Below are 16,441 nucleotides of genomic sequence, written 5' to 3'. Positions count from 1 at the left end.
CGGCCGGGGGCCCGGCCCACGGGCGCCCGCAGCCGGCCCTCGCGCCCGGGCGGACGGCCCAGCGGCAAGCGCGGCCGCTGACCCCGGTGCGGACCAGGGGCCTGCGGGCCGTCGTGGCCGGGGTGCTGCTGGCGGTGCTCGCCGCCGCGTGCGCCCCGCTGCCCGGCGGTGAGCCCGCCGACGACGCGGGCCCGTTCCTCGGCGTGGCCGTGCCCGGCCGGCTGACCAGCTACAACACCGCCACCACCGACGCCGTCGCACGGGGTGACGCCCGCGCGGCGCTCGCCCGCGTGCTGCCCGGGTTCAGCGTGACCGGTCCGCAGGGGGTGCCCGTGGCGGACACCGACGTCGGCGTGGCGACGCTGCTGAGCACCGACCCCCTCTCCGTGCGCTACACCCTCACCCCGGCCGCGCGGTGGTCCGACGGCGCCCCGCTGGTGTGCGAGGACCTGGTGCTGGCCTGGGCCGCGCACAGCGGCCGCTACGGCGCGGGTGCCGCCGACCCGAGCGGGTGGTCCGACGTCGAGGCCGTCGACTGCGCGGCGGGGGAGCGGACCGCCACCGTCCGCTTCACCCGGCCCTACCAGCAGTGGCAGACGCTGTTCGGCCCCGGCGACCTGCTGCCCGCCCACGTCGCAGCCACGCGCACGGGGGTGACCGACGTCGTCGGCGCCGTGACCCGGGGCGACACCGCCGCCCTGACGATGCTGGTCGACTTCTGGCGCACCGGCTGGACCCTGCCCACGGGCCCGGTCGGGCCGGACGGCGAGGTCACCGTCGACCCGGCGCTGTTCCCCGCCGCCGGCCCCTACCGCCTCGACTCCGTCGCGCCCGACGGCACCACCGCCACCCTCGTCGGCAACGACGCCTGGTGGGGCGACCCCCCGCTGGTGCCCCGGGTGGAGGTCCACCTCTCGCCGACCGACCCGCAGACGCTGCTCGGCACCGACGCCGTGCAGGCCCTCGCCGTGCCCGCCGGCCCCACGACCCGCGACGCCGTCGCCGCGGCGACGAGCCCGGCGGGCACCCTGCGCGTGGCGGGCGGGCTCTCCCTGGAGCGCGAGTCGCTGGTGCTCGACACCCGCGGGGTGCTGGGCCGGGGCGAGGCCCGGCGCGCCCTGGCCGCCTGCGTGCCCCGCCAGGACGTGCTCGACGAGCTCGTCAGCCCGGTCGCGCCCGGGGCGGCGCTGCTCGACTCGCACGCCCTGCTGCCCGGGACCCTCGGCTACGACGCCACCACCGCCCCCGCCCGGCCGTTCGACGCGGTCGACCCCACCGCCGCCCGCGCGGCCGTCGACGCCGCCGGGCTCGGCGGGGCCACGGTGCGGATCGGCTACCGGGGGCCCGACGAGCGGCTCGCCCGCACGGTCGCCCTCGTCGCCCGCTCCTGCGGCGCGGCCGGGCTCACCGTCGTCGACGTCGGCGGGCCCGACGTGACCCCGGAGGCGCTGGCCGCGGGCACGGCCGACGCGGTGGTCGTCGACACCGGGGGCACAGCCCTGCCCGGCTCCGGCACCGCAGGCCTGCGGACGGGCGCCCCCACCAACTGGGGCGGGTACACCAACCCCCGGGTGGACACCCTGCTCGACCAGGTCGCCACCGCCCCGACCCTCGGCGAGCAGCTGCCCGCGCTGACCGAGCTGGAGACCGTGCTGTGGACCGACCTGCCGACGCTGCCGCTGCACCAGGTGCCCACGGTGACCGCGGCGCTGGACCGGCTGCCGAGCGTGGTCGCGAACCCCAGCGCGGCCGGGGTCGCGTGGAACGTCGACCGCTGGGCCCTGACCCCATGAGCCCTGACCCCGTGAGCCCCGACCGGGCCGGTGCCGCGGCGCGGCTGGTGCGTGGGCTGACCCGCACCGTCGACGACTTCCCCGCCCCGGGGGTGCGTTTCGCCGACCTCAGCCCCGTTTTCGCCGACGGCCCCGCCTTCGCCGCCGTCGTCGCGGCGCTGCACGGCCCCGACGACGTCGACCTCGTCGCCGGGGTCGACGCCCGCGGCTTCCTGCTGGCCGCGGCCGTCGCCCTGTGGCGCGGGCTGGGGGTGCTGCCGGTGCGCAAGGCGGGCAAGCTGCCCCCGCCCGTGCGCTCGCGCTCCTACGACCTCGAGTACGGCTCCGCGACGCTGGAGGTACCCGCGGAGGGCGTGGACCTGGCGGGGCGGCGGGTCCTCGTCCTCGACGACGTGCTCGCGACCGGGGGCACGCTGCGCGCCGCCGCCGACCTGCTCACCGCGGCGGGCGCGCACGTCGTCGGCCTCGGGGTCGTCCTGGAGGTGCCCGGCCTGGGGGGCCGCGAGGCCGTCGCCGGATTCCCGCTGGCGTGCGTGGTCGGGCCGCACGACTAGGCTCGGCGCCCTGCCCACCGCGGTGGGCGCGCCTGCCGGGAGGAGGACCGCCGTGAGCCAGGACACGCACGCGCTCGACGCCGCGTCGGCGGACGGCGACCCGGTCGAGCCCACCGACGCGCCCGCCGCCCCCGGCCGGTCCCGGGACGAGCCCTCACCCACCGCCTCGGCGTCGCGCCGGGTGCGCGCCCGGCTGGCCCGGCGCATCACCGCGCAGCGCACCGGGGCGGTCAAGCCGGTGCTCGAGCCGCTCGTCGCCGTGCACCGCGGGCTGCACCCCAAGGCCGACGTCGGCGAGCTGCAGCGCGCCTACGACGAGGCCGAGGCCCGCCACGAGGGGCAGCTGCGCAAGTCCGGGGACCCCTACATCACCCACCCGCTGGCGGTGGCGACGATCCTCGCCGAGCTAGGCATGGACACCACCACCCTGGTCGCGGCCCTGCTGCACGACACGGTGGAGGACACCGGCTACAGCCTCGACGGGGTGCGGGCCGACTTCGGTGACGAGGTCGCCCACCTCGTCGACGGGGTGACCAAGCTGGACAAGGTCGCGCTCGGCACGGCCGCCGAGGCCGAGACCATCCGCAAGATGATCATCGCCATGGCGCGCGACCCCCGGGTGCTCGTCATCAAGGTCGCCGACCGGCTGCACAACATGCGCACCATGCGGTTCCTGCCGCCGGAGAAGCAGGCGCGCAAGGCCCGCGAGACCCTCGAGGTCATCGCCCCGCTCGCCCACCGGCTCGGGATGGCCACGGTCAAGTGGGAGCTGGAAGACCTCTCGTTCGCCATCCTGCACCCGAAGAAGTACGACGAGATCGTCCGCCTCGTCGCCGACCGGGCCCCCTCGCGCGACACCTACCTGGCCCGGGTGCGCACCGAGATCGCCGACAACCTCGCCGCCGTCCGCATCGACGCCACGGTGGAGGGCAGGCCCAAGCACTACTGGTCGATCTACCAGAAGATGATCGCCAAGAGCCGCGACTTCGACGACATCCACGACCTCGTCGGGCTGCGCGTGCTGTGCGACGAGGTGCGCGACTGCTACGCCGCCGTCGGGGTCGTGCACTCCATGTGGCAGCCCATGGCCGGGCGGTTCAAGGACTACATCGCCCAGCCCCGCTTCGGGGTGTACCAGTCGCTGCACACCACGGTCGTGGGACCCGAGGGCAAGCCGCTGGAGGTGCAGATCCGCACCCGCGAGATGCACCGCACCGCGGAGTTCGGCATCGCCGCGCACTGGCGCTACAAGGAGATGCGGGGCCGCGCCGGCTCGGCCGCCACCCAGGCCGCCGACGTCGACGAGATGGCCTGGATGCGCCAGCTGCTCGACTGGCAGCGGGAGGCGGCCGACCCGGGGGAGTTCCTGGAGTCGCTGCGCTACGACCTCGCGGTGCGGGAGATCTTCGTCTTCACCCCCAAGGGTGACGTCATCACGCTGCCCGCCGGCTCCACCCCGGTGGACTTCGCCTACGCCGTGCACACCGAGGTCGGCCACCGCTGCATCGGGGCCCGGGTCAACGGCCGCCTGGTCGCGCTCGAGCGGGCGCTGGACAACGGTGAGGTCGTCGAGGTGTTCACCTCCAAGGCGCCCACCGCCGGGCCGTCGCTGGACTGGCAGAGCTTCGTCGTCTCGCCGCGGGCCAAGGCCAAGATCCGGCAGTGGTTCGCCAAGGAGCGCCGCGAGGAGGCGCTCGAGGTGGGCAAGGACGCCATCACCAAGGAGGTGCGCCGGGGCGGGCTGCCGCTGCAGCGCCTGGTCAGCGCGGACGCCATGGCCTCCCTGGCCCACGAGCTGCACTACGCCGACGTCTCCGCCCTCTACACCGCGGTGGGGCAGAACCACGTCTCCGCCCAGCACGTGGTGCAGCGGCTGCTGGCCCAGATCGGCGGGGTCGAGGACGCCGAGGAGGAGCTGGCCGAGCGCTCCACCCCCTCGACGATGCCGCGCCGGCCCAGCTCGGCCGACGTCGGCGTGCTGGTCCCCGGGGCCACCGGCGTGCTCACCAAGCTGGCCAAGTGCTGCACCCCGGTGCCGGGTGACGAGATCCTCGGCTTCGTCACCCGCGGCGGCGGGGTGAGCGTGCACCGCACCGACTGCACCAACGCCGAGTCGCTGCACGAGCAGGCCGAGCGGATCGTCGAGGTGCAGTGGGCGCCGTCGCCGTCCTCGGTGTTCCTGGTGGCGATCCAGGTCGAGGCGCTCGACCGGCACCGGCTGCTCTCCGACGTCACCAAGGTGCTCGCCGACGAGAAGGTCAACATCCTCTCGGCGTCGGTGGCGACGTCGCGGGACCGGGTGGCCGTCAGCAAGTTCACCTTCGAGATGGGCGACCCCAAACACCTGGGGCACGTGCTCGGGGTCGTCCGCAACGTCGAGGGCGTCTACGACGTCTACCGGGTGACCTCCGCCGGCTGAGAAGGCCAGGGCCGCGCCCGCGCTCCGGTCCCGGGCTGGACCGTGCTGCACCGGATCTGCGCGGTCCGGGCGAGGGTGCACCCGATCAGGCCCCGCACGGGGGAACCCGCGCGGCAGCCCGGATCGGGTGCAGCGGGTGCCGGAAAGGACCGGGTGCAGCGGGAGAACCCCCTGGGTCAGGCCTGGGTGGACACCGTCTGCAGCTGCACCGCGGTGGCGGGGGCCCCGTCGGCGCCGCCGCCCGCGACCCCGGCCTTCGCGACGTCGTCGAGCACGGTCAGGCCCTCGGGGGCGATGGTGCCGAACACCGTGTAGTCCGGGGGCAGCGGGGAGTCCTGGTAGACGAGGAAGAACTGGCTGCCACCGGAGTTCGGGGCCGACGTCTTCGCCATGGCCAGGGTGCCGCGCGGGTACACCACGGACTGCCCGTCGGTGGCCGGGGCCAGGTTCGTGGGCTTCTCGTCGTTGATCGTGTACCCGGGCCCGCCCTGGCCGGTGCCCTGCGGGTCGCCGCACTGCAGCACGAAGATGCCCTGGGTGGTGAGCCGGTGGCACGGGGTGTCGTCGAAGTAGCTCTGCCGGGCCAGCGAGACGAAGCTCTCCACCGCGCAGGGCCCGGTCGCCCGGTCGAGGGTGACCGGGATGACGCCCACGCTGGTGGTGATGGTCGCCGGCACCGTGCCCGTCGTCGGGGGGTTCACGTCCGTCGGCGCGGTGGCCGGCTTGGCGGGCTCGGAGCCGTCGGGGGCGAAGGTGCACAGCGCGGGGGCCGCGGCCGCGGGCGCCGGGTCCGGGCGGGTCAGCAGGTAGATGCCGACCCCGAGACCGGCGACGAGGACCACCACGACCACGCTCGCGGTCACGGCCAGCTGCCTGCGGCGGCGCGCCCGCTCGGCCCGCCGCTCCAGCTGGCGCTCCAGCTTGCGCCTAGCGTTCTGCCGCCGCTGCTCGTTGGTGGGCACCGCGTGCTGCTCCCTGGGTCGTCCGCCGGTGGTCGCGGGCGAGTCTGCCAGCCGACGCCGTGCACCCGGCGTGAGGCCTCGGCGCCCACCGATAGGCTGGGGTGTCCCCGTCCGCCCGACCGCCCAGGAGGCACCGTGCTCGTCGCCGGGTTCCCCGCCGGTGCCTTCCAGACCAACTGCTACGTGGTCGCGCCCGCCGAGGGCGGCGCCTGCGTGGTGGTCGACCCGGGCCAGGACGCCGTGGAGCCGCTGCGCGAGACCCTGGCCCGGCACCGCCTGACCCCGGTGGCGGTGGTGCTGACCCACGGCCACCTCGACCACACCTGGTCGGTGCAGCCGGTGTGCGACGGCGACGACGTGCCCGCCTACGTCCACCCCGACGACCGGTTCATGCTCGCCGACCCGATGGCCGGGGTCGGCCCGCAGATGGCGGCGATGCTCGGCGAGCTGCAGTTCCGCGAGCCCCGCGAGGTGCGCGAGCTCACCGACGGCGCCGAGCTCGACCTCGCCGGGGTCTCGCTGACCGTCGCGCACGCCCCGGGCCACACCCGCGGCTCGGTGCTCTTCCGCACCACCGCGGAGACCGACGCGGGCAGCGTGGGCGTGGTGCTGGCCGGGGACACGCTGTTCGCGGGCTCGATCGGTCGCTCCGACCTGCCCGGGGGCGACCCCGACGTGCTGCTCGCCTCGATCGGCGCCCAGCTGCTGACCCTGCCGGACGACACGGTGGTGCTGCCCGGGCACGGCCCGTCGACCACCGTCGGCCGCGAGCGCGGGTCCAACCCCTTCCTCGCCGGGCTCACCCCCGGCCCCCGCAAGGGGCTGTAGTGGCGGACTTCCAGGCGCCCAAGGGGGTCCCCGACTACGTCCCGCCCGGCTCGGACGTCTTCGAGCTGGTGCGCGGCACCCTCACCGAGGCCGCCCGTCGGGCCGGCTACAGCCACGTCGAGCTGCCCGTGTTCGAGGACACCGCCCTGTTCGCCCGGGGGGTGGGGGAGTCGACCGACGTGGTGAGCAAGGAGATGTACACCTTCGCCGACCGCGGCGACCGCTCGGTCACGCTGCGGCCGGAGGGCACCGCCGGGGTGGTCCGCGCCGTCATCGAGCACGGCCTGGACCGCGGCACCCTGCCGGTGAAGCTGCGCTACGCGGGCCCGTTCTTCCGCTACGAGCGCCCCCAGGCCGGTCGCTACCGCCAGCTGCAGCAGGTCGGGGTGGAGGCCATCGGCGCCGACGACCCGGCGCTGGACGCGGAGGTCGTCGCCACGGCCGACGCCGGGTTCCGCGCGCTGGGGCTGACCGGGTTCCGCCTGGAGCTCACCTCGCTGGGCGACGACACCTGCCGGCCCGCCTACCGGGAGCGGCTGACGCAGTTCCTCGCCGGTCTCGACCTCGACGAGGCGACCCGGGAGCGGGCTCGGCTCAACCCGCTGCGCGTGCTCGACGACAAGCGCCCGGAGGTCCGGGAGCTGACGGCGGACGCCCCGCTCATGCTCGACCACCTCTCCGACTCCGCGGCCGAGCACTTCGCCGCGGTGCGCCGCCACCTCGACGCCCTCGGGGTGCCGTACCAGGTCAACCCGCGGATGGTGCGCGGGCTGGACTACTACACCAAGACCACCTTCGAGTTCGTCCACGACGGGCTCGGGGCGCAGTCGGGGATCGGCGGCGGCGGGCGCTACGACGGGCTCATGGCCCAGCTCGGCGGCCAAGACCTCTCCGGTATCGGCTACGGCCTCGGCGTGGACCGGACCGTGCTGGCCATGGCCGCCGAGGGCCTGACCGGGGACGTGCCCGCCCGCTGCGAGGTGTTCGGCGTCCCCCTCGGCGACGCGGCGCGGGACCGGCTGGTCGTCGTGGCCGGCCGGCTGCGGGCCGCCGGGGTGCGGGTGGACCTCGCCTACGGCGGGCGCGGGCTCAAGGGGGCGATGAAGGCGGCCGACCGCTCCGGGGCGTCGCTGGCCCTCGTCCTCGGTGAGCGCGACCTCGAGGCGGGGACCGTCGGGGTCAAGGACCTCGTCACCGGGGACCAGCAGCCCGTGCCGCTCGACGACGTGGTGGCCCGGGTGGTCGCGACCGTCCGTGGCTGAGCCGGCCGGTCCGGCTGCATCGCTGCGGGTCCCGCTGGACCTGCTGCCCCGCGAGCTCGTCGCCCGCCGGGCCCGCGCGGTCGGGGTCGCGGCCGCGCTGCTCGGGGTGCTGCTCGCCCTGGCCCTGATCGCCCTCGTCCCGGCCGTGGTCGCGGTGGGGACCGCGGTGGTGCTGGTGGGCCCCGTCGTCGGCTGGTGCACGGCCACCGCCCGCCGGGCCACCTGGCTCGAGGGCCGGGTGCTGGTGCAGCGCGGCCTGCTGACCCGTCGGGTGGACCTCGTCGACGTCGACGAGGTGGTGCTCAGCGTGGTGCCGCGGGGGTTCCGCACCGTCTCGGTGGTCGTGGGCCCCGGGCGCGGCCTGGCCACGGTGCCCGTCGCGGTGGTGCTGCCGCAGGGCGCTCGTGAGCTGGATGCGCTCGCCCTGCGCCGGCTGGCCGACGCGCTGCTGGCCGGGGGAGCGGTGCCCGGGGTCGCCGTCGCCGGGGTGCTCGTCGCCGCGCTGCGGGCCCAGGCCCGGGACGCCGGTGCCGACGAGCGACCGCTGCTGCGGGCCGTCGAGGTCGCCGCCGCCCGGGCGCCGCGCGCGCCGCGGGTGGTGCTGACCCCGGCGGAGGTGGCCGAGCTCGGGTCCTGAGCCCCCGGTCAGCCCACCGCACGGAGGTCGGCCGGGGCGGGGCGCCCGTCCTCGGGCCGCCAGTCCTCGGGCCGACCGCCTCGGCCGAGCAGCCACGCCACCGCGTCGGCCGCCCGGACGGCAGCGCGGCCGTCACCGTAGGGGTTGGGCCCGGGCGGTCGGGCCCCGGACGCCAGGACGGCCGTGACCGCCGTGGTGACCGCGGCGGGGTCGAGCCCCACGAGCCGGGCCCAGCCGGCGGCGACCCCCTCGGGCCGCTCCGTGGTCTCTCGGGCGACGACGGTGGGCAGCCCCAGGGTGGGGGCCTCCTCCTGCAGCCCGCCGGAGTCGGTGAGCAGCACGTCGGCGTGGCCGAGCAGGGTGATCATGTCGTCGTAGGCGAGCGGGTCGACCACCCGGGCGCGGTCGACGCCGTCGAGCACGGCGCGCACGTCGGCGGCCACCGCCGGGTTGGGGTGGGTCACCACCACCGCCCGCAGCGCCGGGTGCTCCCCGAGCAGCGTCGCGACCGCCCCGGCCACCGCCCGCACGCCCGCCCCCCACGCCTCACGGCGGTGCACCGTGACCACCAGCAGCGGGGCGCCGGCCGGTCGGTCGGCGAGCGGGGGCCGGGGCCGCTGCTGCAGCGCGGGCAGCTGCGCGGCGAGCGCGTCGACCACGGTGTTCCCGGTGACGACGACCGCCGCCGGGTCGACCCCCTCGGCGAGCAGGGCGGTGCGGGCGCGCGGCGTCGGGGCCAGGTGCAGGTCGGCCACCCCGGCGAGCAGCACCCGGTTCATCTCCTCGGGGAACGGGTGCGCCCGGTCCCCGGTGCGCAGCCCGGCCTCGAGGTGGACGACCGGCACCCGGCGCAGTGCCGCGGCCATGGCGGTGGCCAGCGCGGTGGTGGTGTCCCCCTGGACGAGCAGGGCGGCCGGCGGGTCCGCGGCGAGGAGCGCGTCGACGGCGGTGAGGGTCAGCGCGCTGAGCTCGGCCAGCCCGCCGTCACGCCGCGTGATGGCGAGGTCGAGGTCGGCGGCCAGACCGAAGGGGGCGAGGGCCTCGTCGACCCGGCCCGGCTGCTGGCCGGTGTCGACGACCCGGACGGCGAGGCCCCGGGACCGCAGGACGGTGACCACCGGGGCCACCTTGACCGCCTCGGGGCGGGTGCCGACGACGACGACGAGGTCGACGGCGGCACCCGCCCCGGGGGAGGTCACGAGCGTCAGACCGTCGCGCCCTGACGGCGGCGCAGGCCGAGATACCCGGCGCCGACCAGCAGCACGGTCGCCCCGGCCACGCCCATGCCCTTGAGCGGGACCATGGGGATGTCCGCGGTGACGACGTTCTCCCCGCAGGTGACCTGACCGATGTTCACGTTCAGCAGGCCCCCGTTGAGCAGGGACAGGGTGAGCGCGGTCGCGGAGGACTGCGGGCCCGCCGTGCTGGTCTGGTTGACGTTGGCCACGACCGTTGCGCCGAGCACGTCGAGGTTGACCGGTCCGTTCAGCGGGATCGCGACGTCCGCCAGGGTCACCCCGCCGACGCGGACCACGATGCTCGGGTTCACCAGGGTGGAGCTCGCGGTGTACGGGCCGGTGCCGGACGGCCCGGCGGTGCACTGTGCGTACAGGGCGTTGGTCCGGAGGAACACGTTCCCGATGCCGAGCAGGTTGCCCAGGCTGACCAGGGCCGGTCCCTGGGCTCCGGTCACCGTGCAGGCGCCGTCGTCGCCCACCGTGAGCACACCCCCGGAGCCGACGACCCCGGCGCAGGCGGCCGACGTCCCGGTGGCGGTGGCGACCGCGGTCTGCGAGACCGCGCCGGTGTTCAGGGCGGTCTGGCCGGGCAGCAGGTACAGCGGGCTGTTGAACTGTGCCGTCGCCGTGGCCTGCGTGCCGTCGTTGGCGGCGAAGGCCGGCTTGGTCTGCAGGAGGGTGCCGCCGAGCAGCGTGGCGTTCAGGGCCTGCGCGGTCGCCTGGGACGTCGTCGCCGCCAGCGCGGTGGGGGCGAAGAGCAGGGCGCCGGCCGCGAGCACGGCCGTGACCGCGCCGGAGCGCAGGAGGTGGCGGCGCAGCCGTCCACCGGGGGGTCGGGTCATGCTGTTCTCCTCGGTCGCGACGCCCGGTGGACGCCTCGGTAGGTGAGCCGGCGCACCGGGTGGCGCGACGGACGGTGGACGACCGCGGGGGCGGTCGGGGCGGCCGTGACCACGGCCGCGGTCAGTGGGGCGGGCAGCACGGTGGCGGGCCCGACGGGGCCGACGGTCGCCACGGCGGGTGCGCCTGCGGGGGTGGCGGCGGACGGGACGTGCAGCACGCGGGTCGTCTTCACCCAGCCGCGCTCGGAGCGCAGGACGCGGACCAGCGCCTTCCACACCGCCACGAGCAGCACGTAGGTGTACAGCCAGTGCAGCAGCCCCAGGGCGAGCGCCCGTCGGCGCGTGGTGCCGGGCTCGCAGCTGCGCCGGTAGACCGGGCCCCACAGGGCGACGGGGCCGATCCCGAACAGCACGGCCAGGCCGAAGACCCCCCAGCCGCCACCGACGACCCAGGCGCCGAGCCCGCCGGGGGTGGTGAGGGCGAAGAAGCCCATGATGCCCAGGGCGGCCGCGTAGACCAGCGAGCCCAGCAGCTGCGTCCAGGGGATCAGCAGGAAGTACGCGATCTCGAGCGCGGCCGCGGTGGAGACCCGCCTGCTGCCGAGCACCGCGGGCAGGTACTTGGCGCACTGCATGCCGCCCTGCGCCCAGCGGGTGCGCTGGCGGACCAGGGCGGAGACGGTCGGCAGCGCCTCCTGGGCCACCCAGGTGTCGTCGCAGTACTGGTTGCGGTGCCCGGCGAGCAGCACGTGCAGACCCAGCTCGAAGTCCTCCAGCAGCGCCCCGCGCCACGGCACCCCGTGCTCGGCCGCGATCTCGTCCAGCACGGAGAGGCGGGTGAACTGCCCGTTGCCACCCATCCCGACGCTGCCGAGGCGACGCCGCAGCACCTGCATGGCCGAGATGACGGTGCGGAACTCCAGGTCCTGCAGCGCGACCAGGGCGCGGCCGCGGCGGGTGGCGGGCGCCGGGTCGTCCGCGTCGGCCCGGTGCGCCAGGCCGCGGTTCAGCATCCGCACCTGCACCTGGGCGGCGCCGACCGTGGGGTCGCCGAAGACGGTGGGCCCGGCGAGCACGTCGAGCGCGAGCGGGTCGAGCCGGCCGTCGGCGTCGACGACGCCCACGACCACCGTGCTCGGGTCGACGTCGGGGCGCAACAGCCGGTGGTGCTCCACGACGGCCGCCCACCCGGCGTTCAGGGCCGCACCCTTGCCCTCGCGAGCCGCGGGGGCGCGCCGGGTGACGACGTGGACCCGGTCGTGGGCCGCGGCGAGCCCGGCGAGGACGTCCGGGGTGGCGTCGGTGGAGTCGTCGTCGATGCACCACACGTGGGCGGTGGGGGCCGCGGCGAGCAGCCGGCCGACGGTCCGGCCGATGACGGCGGCCTCGTCGAGGCAGGGCACGAGCAGGTGCCACTCCAGGGTGCGGCCGTCACCGGGCACCGCGGGGGGCTGGCGCAGGAAGGGCATGAGGATCGCGACCACGTAGGCCAGGAAGCCCACGCACAGCACGATCGCGAGCGCGTTGACGGCCGGGACCACCGTCGTGAGGGTCATGGTCGCCGCCCCGGCCCCGCGCCGAGCAGCAGCCGGACGACGAGGACGAGCGCGAGCAGGAAGCCGACGGTGCTGATGATCGAGCCGAGGAAGACGTGGCTGACGTCGTATCCGTTCTCCACGCCCCACCACCGCATCGAGGCGACGATGACGCCGGCGCGCAGCTGGTTGACCACGACGAAGAGCCCGACGAGGACCAGGGCCGAGACGACGACCGGCCGGGTGCGCAGCGGCCGCACGAAGGCCGCCACGGCCGTGGCCCCGAGGAACAGCGCCAGCACCGGCCCGACGCTGCAGCCGGGGGTGAAGCTGAGGCCGGTCGACCGGCCGTCGACGGTGAAGATCGACGCCGTGCCGAGGTGGCGGGCGGACTGCCCCAGCGCCCGCAGCACCAGGGTCTGCAGCCCGGCCTCGGCCACCCGCAGCTGCGGACCCAGGACGACGAGGGCGGCCGCGGTGGCGGCGAGCACCGCGGCCAGGGCCCGGCTGCGCCAGACCTCGGCGGCGGCGTGGTCACCGCGCAGCGTCGGGCGCGCCGCGGCGGCGTGGCTGGGCACGCTCAGCCGTTCCGGCGCAGCAGCGCGAGGCGGACCAGGACGACGCCGACGACGAGCAGGACGAGGCCGACCAGGGCCACCGCGAGGGAGTCGAACCCCGTTGCCGCCAGCCCGGCCGCGCCGGCGGCGCCACCGCCGATGAACGGTCCTCGGTACACGTGGCAACCCCCCTCGGCCCAGCCCGGAGTGGCTGTGCGCGAGGGAGTGGACCACGCTGGGTAAGATCGAGGTAATCACCCGAATGGTGTCTGGAACGGGCCTCGACCATTGCTCTCTGTGGCCGAAGAACGGTTTCGCACAACCTTTGTCGTGCTCGCGTCCGTTGCCCGCGGTAGCCCCGACGGGTGAACCGGATGGCGAGCACGGGAGGGGACGGACGTGGTGGGGGACGAGCCCGGGCGGCGGCTGCCGCCCCCGACGGCCAGCCGGTACGCCTCCGTCGTGGACCGGGCGATCCGTGAGGCGCAGGCCCGCGGCGAGTTCGACGACCTCCCGGGCGCCGGCCGCCCCATCCCACCGCGGGTCGACCACGACACCTGGGTGCGCGGGCTCGTCGAGCGTGAGGGGCTCTCCGCCGACGCGCTGCTGCCCGAGTCCGTCCGGCTGCGCAAGGAGCTCGACCGGCTGCCGCAGACCCTGGCCGAGCTGCGCAGCGAGGCCGAGGTGCGTGCGGAGGTGGCCGCCCTCAACCGCCGGGTGGTCGCCTGGCTGCGCACCCCGCAGGGCCCTCCGGTGCGGCTGGCGCCCGTGGACGCCGACGCCGCGGTGGCGCGCTGGCGGGCGGACCGGCCCACCCCGGCACCCCGCCCGGCGCCGCCAGCGCCACCCCCCGCCCGGACCCGTCGGGCGTGGTGGCGGCGGCGCCCGCGGGAGGACTAGGGTCGAACGCGTGTTCGACACCGGCCAGGGCTCGCTGCTCGACCTCCCGGGCGCCGCACCCGCGGCGGGGGACCCGTCGGCGCTGCGCCGCACCGAGCTGGGTGGCGGGGCGTGGGTCGACCTGGCGCCCGGTTGGCTCACCGGGGCCCAGGAGGTGCACGAGGCGCTGCTGCGCACCGTCGCGTGGCGGTCGACGCGGCGCCGCATGTACGAGCGCGAGGTCGACGTGCCGCGGCTGACGGCGTTCGTCGGGGTGGGGGAGCCGCTGCCGCACCCGGTGCTCGAGCAGGTGCGCGGCCGGCTGGACCGGCACTACGGCGAGCAGGGGCCGTTCCTCACCGCCGGGCTCAACCTGTACCGGGACGGGACGGATGCAGTCGCCTGGCACGCCGACCGGGTGGCGCGCGAGCCGGGTGCGCCCGACGCCCTGGTCGCGATCCTCTCCCTGGGGTGCCCGAGGACGCTGGCCCTGCGGCCGGGGGACGGCTCGGGCCCGGTCCGTCGGCTGCAGCTCGGTCACGGTGACCTGCTGGTCATGGGCGGGTCCTTCCAGCGCACCTGGCAGCACGCCGTCCCCCGCAGCTCCCGGGTGGTCGGGCCCCGGGTCAGCGTGCAGCTGCGCAGCTGGGCCATGCCGGTAGCGGTGGCTCAGCCGGGGACGCGGACGGCGTCGTCGACCGCGGTCGAGGGGTCCAGCAGCGCCGCCGCGTCGGCGAGGTCCAGCGGCCGCGACCACAGGTAGCCCTGCCCGCGGTCGCACCCGTTCGCGGCGAGCCACCGGGACTGCTCGACGCCCTCGACCCCCTCGGCCACCGTCCGCAGCCCCATGCTGCGGCCCATGGCCAGGATCGTCGACGCCACCGTCGCGGTGCGGCCCCCCGCGGTGACGCCGTCGACGAAGGACTTGTCGAGCTTGAGCACGTCGAGCGGGAGCCGGTCGAGGTAGGACAACGAGCTGTACCCGGTGCCGAAGTCGTCGATCGCGATGCGCACCCCGAGCGCCCGCAGGGCCTGCAGCCGGGTGGCGGCGAGCTCGACGTCGTCGAGTGCGACGCGCTCGGTGATCTCGAGGACGAGGCGCTCGGGGGCCAGCCCCGTCACGGCCAGCACCGCACCCACCTCGGCGGGGAACCCGTCGCACGCCAGCTGCTGGGGGGCGACGTTGACCGCGACCTCCGGCGCCCCCACCTGCACCGCCGCCCGGCACGCCTCCGCGAGCACCCAGCGACCGAGGCGCACCACCAGGCCGGTCTCCTCGGCCAGCGGCACGAACGCCGCCGGCGCCAGCAGGCCCAGCGCGGGGTGCTGCCACCGGACCAGGGCCTCGAACCCGACCACCCGTCCGTCCCGCAGGTCGACCGTCGGCTGGTACTGCAGCCGCAGCCCACCGTCGGTGAGCGCGACCTCCAGGTCGTCACGCAGCGCCGCCCGCCGCCGGGCCGCGTCGTGCAGCTCGGGCTCGTAGGCCGCCACCTGGGCACCGCCGCGCTGCTTGGCCAGGTACATCGCCGCGTCGGCGTTGCGCAGCAGGTCTTCCGGCGTGTGCACCCCGGGTGTCCCCGGTGCGGTGCCGATGCTCGCCGCCACCCGCAGCGCCACCCCGTCGACCACGACGTCGCGACCGAGCTCGGCCAGCACGCGCTCGGCGGTGCCCTGCGCCCCGGTCGGCCCGGCGTGCTCGACGAGGACGGCGAACTCGTCACCGCCCAGCCGGGCGACGGTGTCGGCCGCACGCACCGTGGTGCTGAGGCGGCGGCCGACCTCGACGAGGACGAGGTCGCCGACCCGGTGACCCCAGCGGTCGTTGACCTCGGTGAAGCCGTCGAGGTCGCAGAACAGCAGCACCGCCCCGGGCGCCCCGGGGCCGGCCCGCGTGAGCACGTGGTCCAGCCTCTCGAGCAGGCGGCGGCGGTTGGCCAGGCCCGTGAGGTGGTCGTGGGACGCGTCGTGGGTCAGCCGCTGCTCGAGGACGGCCCGCTCGCTGATGTCGCGCACCGTGACGACGAGCTCGTCGTCGTCACCGTCTAGCAGCCCCGCGACGGTGCCCTCGACGTGGATGGCCCGGCCGTCGTGGCGCAGCAGCCGCAGCCGCAGGTCGACGTGCTCACCCCCGTCCGTGGCCAGCAGGTGCGCGGCGTCCGCGCGGTCGTCGGGGTGCACGAGGTCGGTGAACCGGGTCCCGACCAGCGTGGCCGGGTCCCGGCCCAGGACCGCGGCGGCGGAGGGGGTGGCCCAGCTGATCGAGGACCCGGGGGAGCAGACCACGACCAGGTCGGAGGAGTTGCGGACCAGCCCGGCGAGCCGCCGCTCCGCCGCCGCGGTGGCCCGCTGCTCGGTGACCGCCCGGGCCATCCCGCGGTGGCGGGCGACGACCCGGCGGAACCACACCATCCACCCGACCGAGGCCACGAGCAGCAGGACCACGAACGCCGTGGACGACTGCGCGTCGACCCGTCGGTGGGCCTGCTCGAGCTCGTCGGCCGCGGCGGCGACGGCCTGCCCGGGGTCGGCGGCGGGGGAGCGCAGCCCGGCGACGAGGGCGGGGTCGGCCCCCCGCGCGGCGAGCTCGTCGGCGAGGCCGGTGCGCACCCGCTCCGCGGACCCCGGGGCCGCGGCGACGGCCCCGACGGCCCGCGCGGCGAGCAGCTGCTCGGCGGTGACCTCGTCGGGGCGGTGGTAGACGGCGACGAGCAGGGCCAGCTCGAGGACGACCACCGCGACGGTCCCGAGGACCGTCACGACGACACGACGGTCGGACCGGGGCCCGCGGGGGCCCGGTCCGGTGCGCACGCTGGGTGCCTGCTCCACGTCCGGTCTTCGCACCGTGGTGGTGAGCAGGTTCACACGGGTGATGATGTGTGACGCTCCGTCACCCTAAGAGCACCGCGGTGGCGCTCGGTGATCACGACGGCCG

At 76.4% G+C, this 16,441-nt stretch carries 14 protein-coding genes and 1 pseudogene; 8 read left to right on the top strand and 7 right to left on the bottom strand.

Annotation, left to right across the window (positions count from 1 at the left end):
- The 3 genes from ACYVOF_RS12955 to ACYVOF_RS12945 all read left to right on the top strand — a co-directional run.
- Positions 1 to 1,793, top strand: a 1,793-nt coding sequence (locus tag ACYVOF_RS12955) for an ABC transporter substrate-binding protein (protein ID WP_460867087.1), incomplete at its 5' end; no start/stop codon positions are given.
- On the top strand, positions 1,790 to 2,347 hold the full coding sequence (locus ACYVOF_RS12950; protein ID WP_460867086.1) for an adenine phosphoribosyltransferase: 558 nt from the start codon (positions 1,790 to 1,792) through the stop codon (positions 2,345 to 2,347). The genes ACYVOF_RS12955 and ACYVOF_RS12950, both read left to right, overlap by 4 nt.
- 52 nt (positions 2,348 to 2,399) lie before the next feature.
- Positions 2,400 to 4,766: a RelA/SpoT family protein gene (locus ACYVOF_RS12945; RefSeq protein ID WP_460867084.1), complete on the top strand. Its 2,367-nt coding sequence runs from the start codon at positions 2,400 to 2,402 to the stop codon at positions 4,764 to 4,766.
- Positions 4,767 to 4,942: 176 nt separating this feature from the next.
- Here ACYVOF_RS12945 and ACYVOF_RS12940 read toward each other — a convergent pair whose 3' ends face one another.
- On the bottom strand, positions 4,943 to 5,728 hold the full coding sequence (locus ACYVOF_RS12940; protein WP_460867083.1) for a peptidylprolyl isomerase: 786 nt from the start codon (positions 5,726 to 5,728) through the stop codon (positions 4,943 to 4,945).
- A 135-nt stretch (positions 5,729 to 5,863) separates the two neighbouring features.
- On the opposite strand from ACYVOF_RS12940, the gene ACYVOF_RS12935 reads away from it, so the two are divergent.
- Genes ACYVOF_RS12935 through ACYVOF_RS12925 form a run of 3 tightly spaced genes read left to right on the top strand, consistent with a single transcriptional unit; the run spans position 5,864 to position 8,455 of the window.
- The gene (locus ACYVOF_RS12935) at positions 5,864 to 6,556 is read left to right on the top strand and encodes an MBL fold metallo-hydrolase (protein ID WP_460867081.1); all 693 of its coding nucleotides are present in this window, start codon (positions 5,864 to 5,866) and stop codon (positions 6,554 to 6,556) included.
- Positions 6,556 to 7,818 carry a histidine--tRNA ligase gene (gene hisS / locus ACYVOF_RS12930; RefSeq protein ID WP_460867079.1) on the top strand — a complete coding sequence of 421 codons (1,263 nt, stop codon included), beginning with the start codon at positions 6,556 to 6,558 and terminating at the stop codon, positions 7,816 to 7,818. Before ACYVOF_RS12935 ends, hisS begins: the two co-directional genes overlap by 1 nt.
- Entirely contained in the window at positions 7,811 to 8,455 is a 645-nt protein-coding gene (locus ACYVOF_RS12925; RefSeq protein ID WP_460867078.1) for a hypothetical protein, read from the top strand. Before hisS ends, ACYVOF_RS12925 begins: the two co-directional genes overlap by 8 nt.
- 8 nt (positions 8,456 to 8,463) lie before the next feature.
- On the opposite strand, the gene wecB is transcribed toward ACYVOF_RS12925, so the two are convergent.
- Genes wecB through ACYVOF_RS12900 form a run of 5 tightly spaced genes read right to left on the bottom strand, consistent with a single transcriptional unit; the run spans position 8,464 to position 12,806 of the window.
- On the bottom strand, positions 8,464 to 9,654 hold the full coding sequence (wecB, locus tag ACYVOF_RS12920; protein ID WP_460867076.1) for a non-hydrolyzing UDP-N-acetylglucosamine 2-epimerase: 1,191 nt from the start codon (positions 9,652 to 9,654) through the stop codon (positions 8,464 to 8,466).
- Between the two features lie 5 nt (positions 9,655 to 9,659).
- A complete protein-coding gene (locus ACYVOF_RS12915; RefSeq protein WP_460867074.1) occupies positions 9,660 to 10,535 on the bottom strand; it encodes a hypothetical protein in 876 nt (291 codons plus the stop codon).
- On the bottom strand, positions 10,532 to 12,091 hold the full coding sequence (locus ACYVOF_RS12910; RefSeq protein ID WP_460867072.1) for a glycosyltransferase family 2 protein: 1,560 nt from the start codon (positions 12,089 to 12,091) through the stop codon (positions 10,532 to 10,534). The genes ACYVOF_RS12915 and ACYVOF_RS12910 overlap by 4 nt, the downstream gene beginning before the upstream one ends.
- Positions 12,088 to 12,648: a hypothetical protein gene (locus ACYVOF_RS12905; RefSeq protein ID WP_460867070.1), complete on the bottom strand. Its 561-nt coding sequence runs from the start codon at positions 12,646 to 12,648 to the stop codon at positions 12,088 to 12,090. The genes ACYVOF_RS12910 and ACYVOF_RS12905 overlap by 4 nt, the downstream gene beginning before the upstream one ends.
- 2 nt (positions 12,649 to 12,650) lie before the next feature.
- On the bottom strand, positions 12,651 to 12,806 hold the full coding sequence (locus ACYVOF_RS12900; protein WP_460867069.1) for a hypothetical protein: 156 nt from the start codon (positions 12,804 to 12,806) through the stop codon (positions 12,651 to 12,653).
- A 220-nt stretch (positions 12,807 to 13,026) separates the two neighbouring features.
- Here ACYVOF_RS12900 and ACYVOF_RS12895 point away from each other — a divergent pair, with 220 nt between their 5' ends.
- Positions 13,027 to 13,527 (top strand): DnaJ family domain-containing protein, encoded by a 501-nt coding sequence (locus tag ACYVOF_RS12895; protein WP_460867067.1) that lies wholly within the window; start codon positions 13,027 to 13,029, stop codon positions 13,525 to 13,527.
- 10 nt (positions 13,528 to 13,537) lie between these two features.
- Positions 13,538 to 14,152, top strand: a pseudogene (locus tag ACYVOF_RS12890) (alpha-ketoglutarate-dependent dioxygenase AlkB); the annotation flags it as partial.
- Between the two features lie 23 nt (positions 14,153 to 14,175).
- On the opposite strand, the gene ACYVOF_RS12885 reads toward ACYVOF_RS12890, so the two are convergent.
- Positions 14,176 to 16,266, bottom strand: a complete 2,091-nt coding sequence (locus ACYVOF_RS12885; RefSeq protein ID WP_460867065.1) for a putative bifunctional diguanylate cyclase/phosphodiesterase — start codon at positions 16,264 to 16,266, stop codon at positions 14,176 to 14,178.
- Between the last annotated feature and the right edge of the window lie 175 nt (positions 16,267 to 16,441).

This window comes from Rhodococcus aerolatus (genome assembly GCF_054783215.1).
Note: the sequence above shows the minus strand (reverse complement) of the source record. Positions and strands in the feature narration are given on the sequence as shown.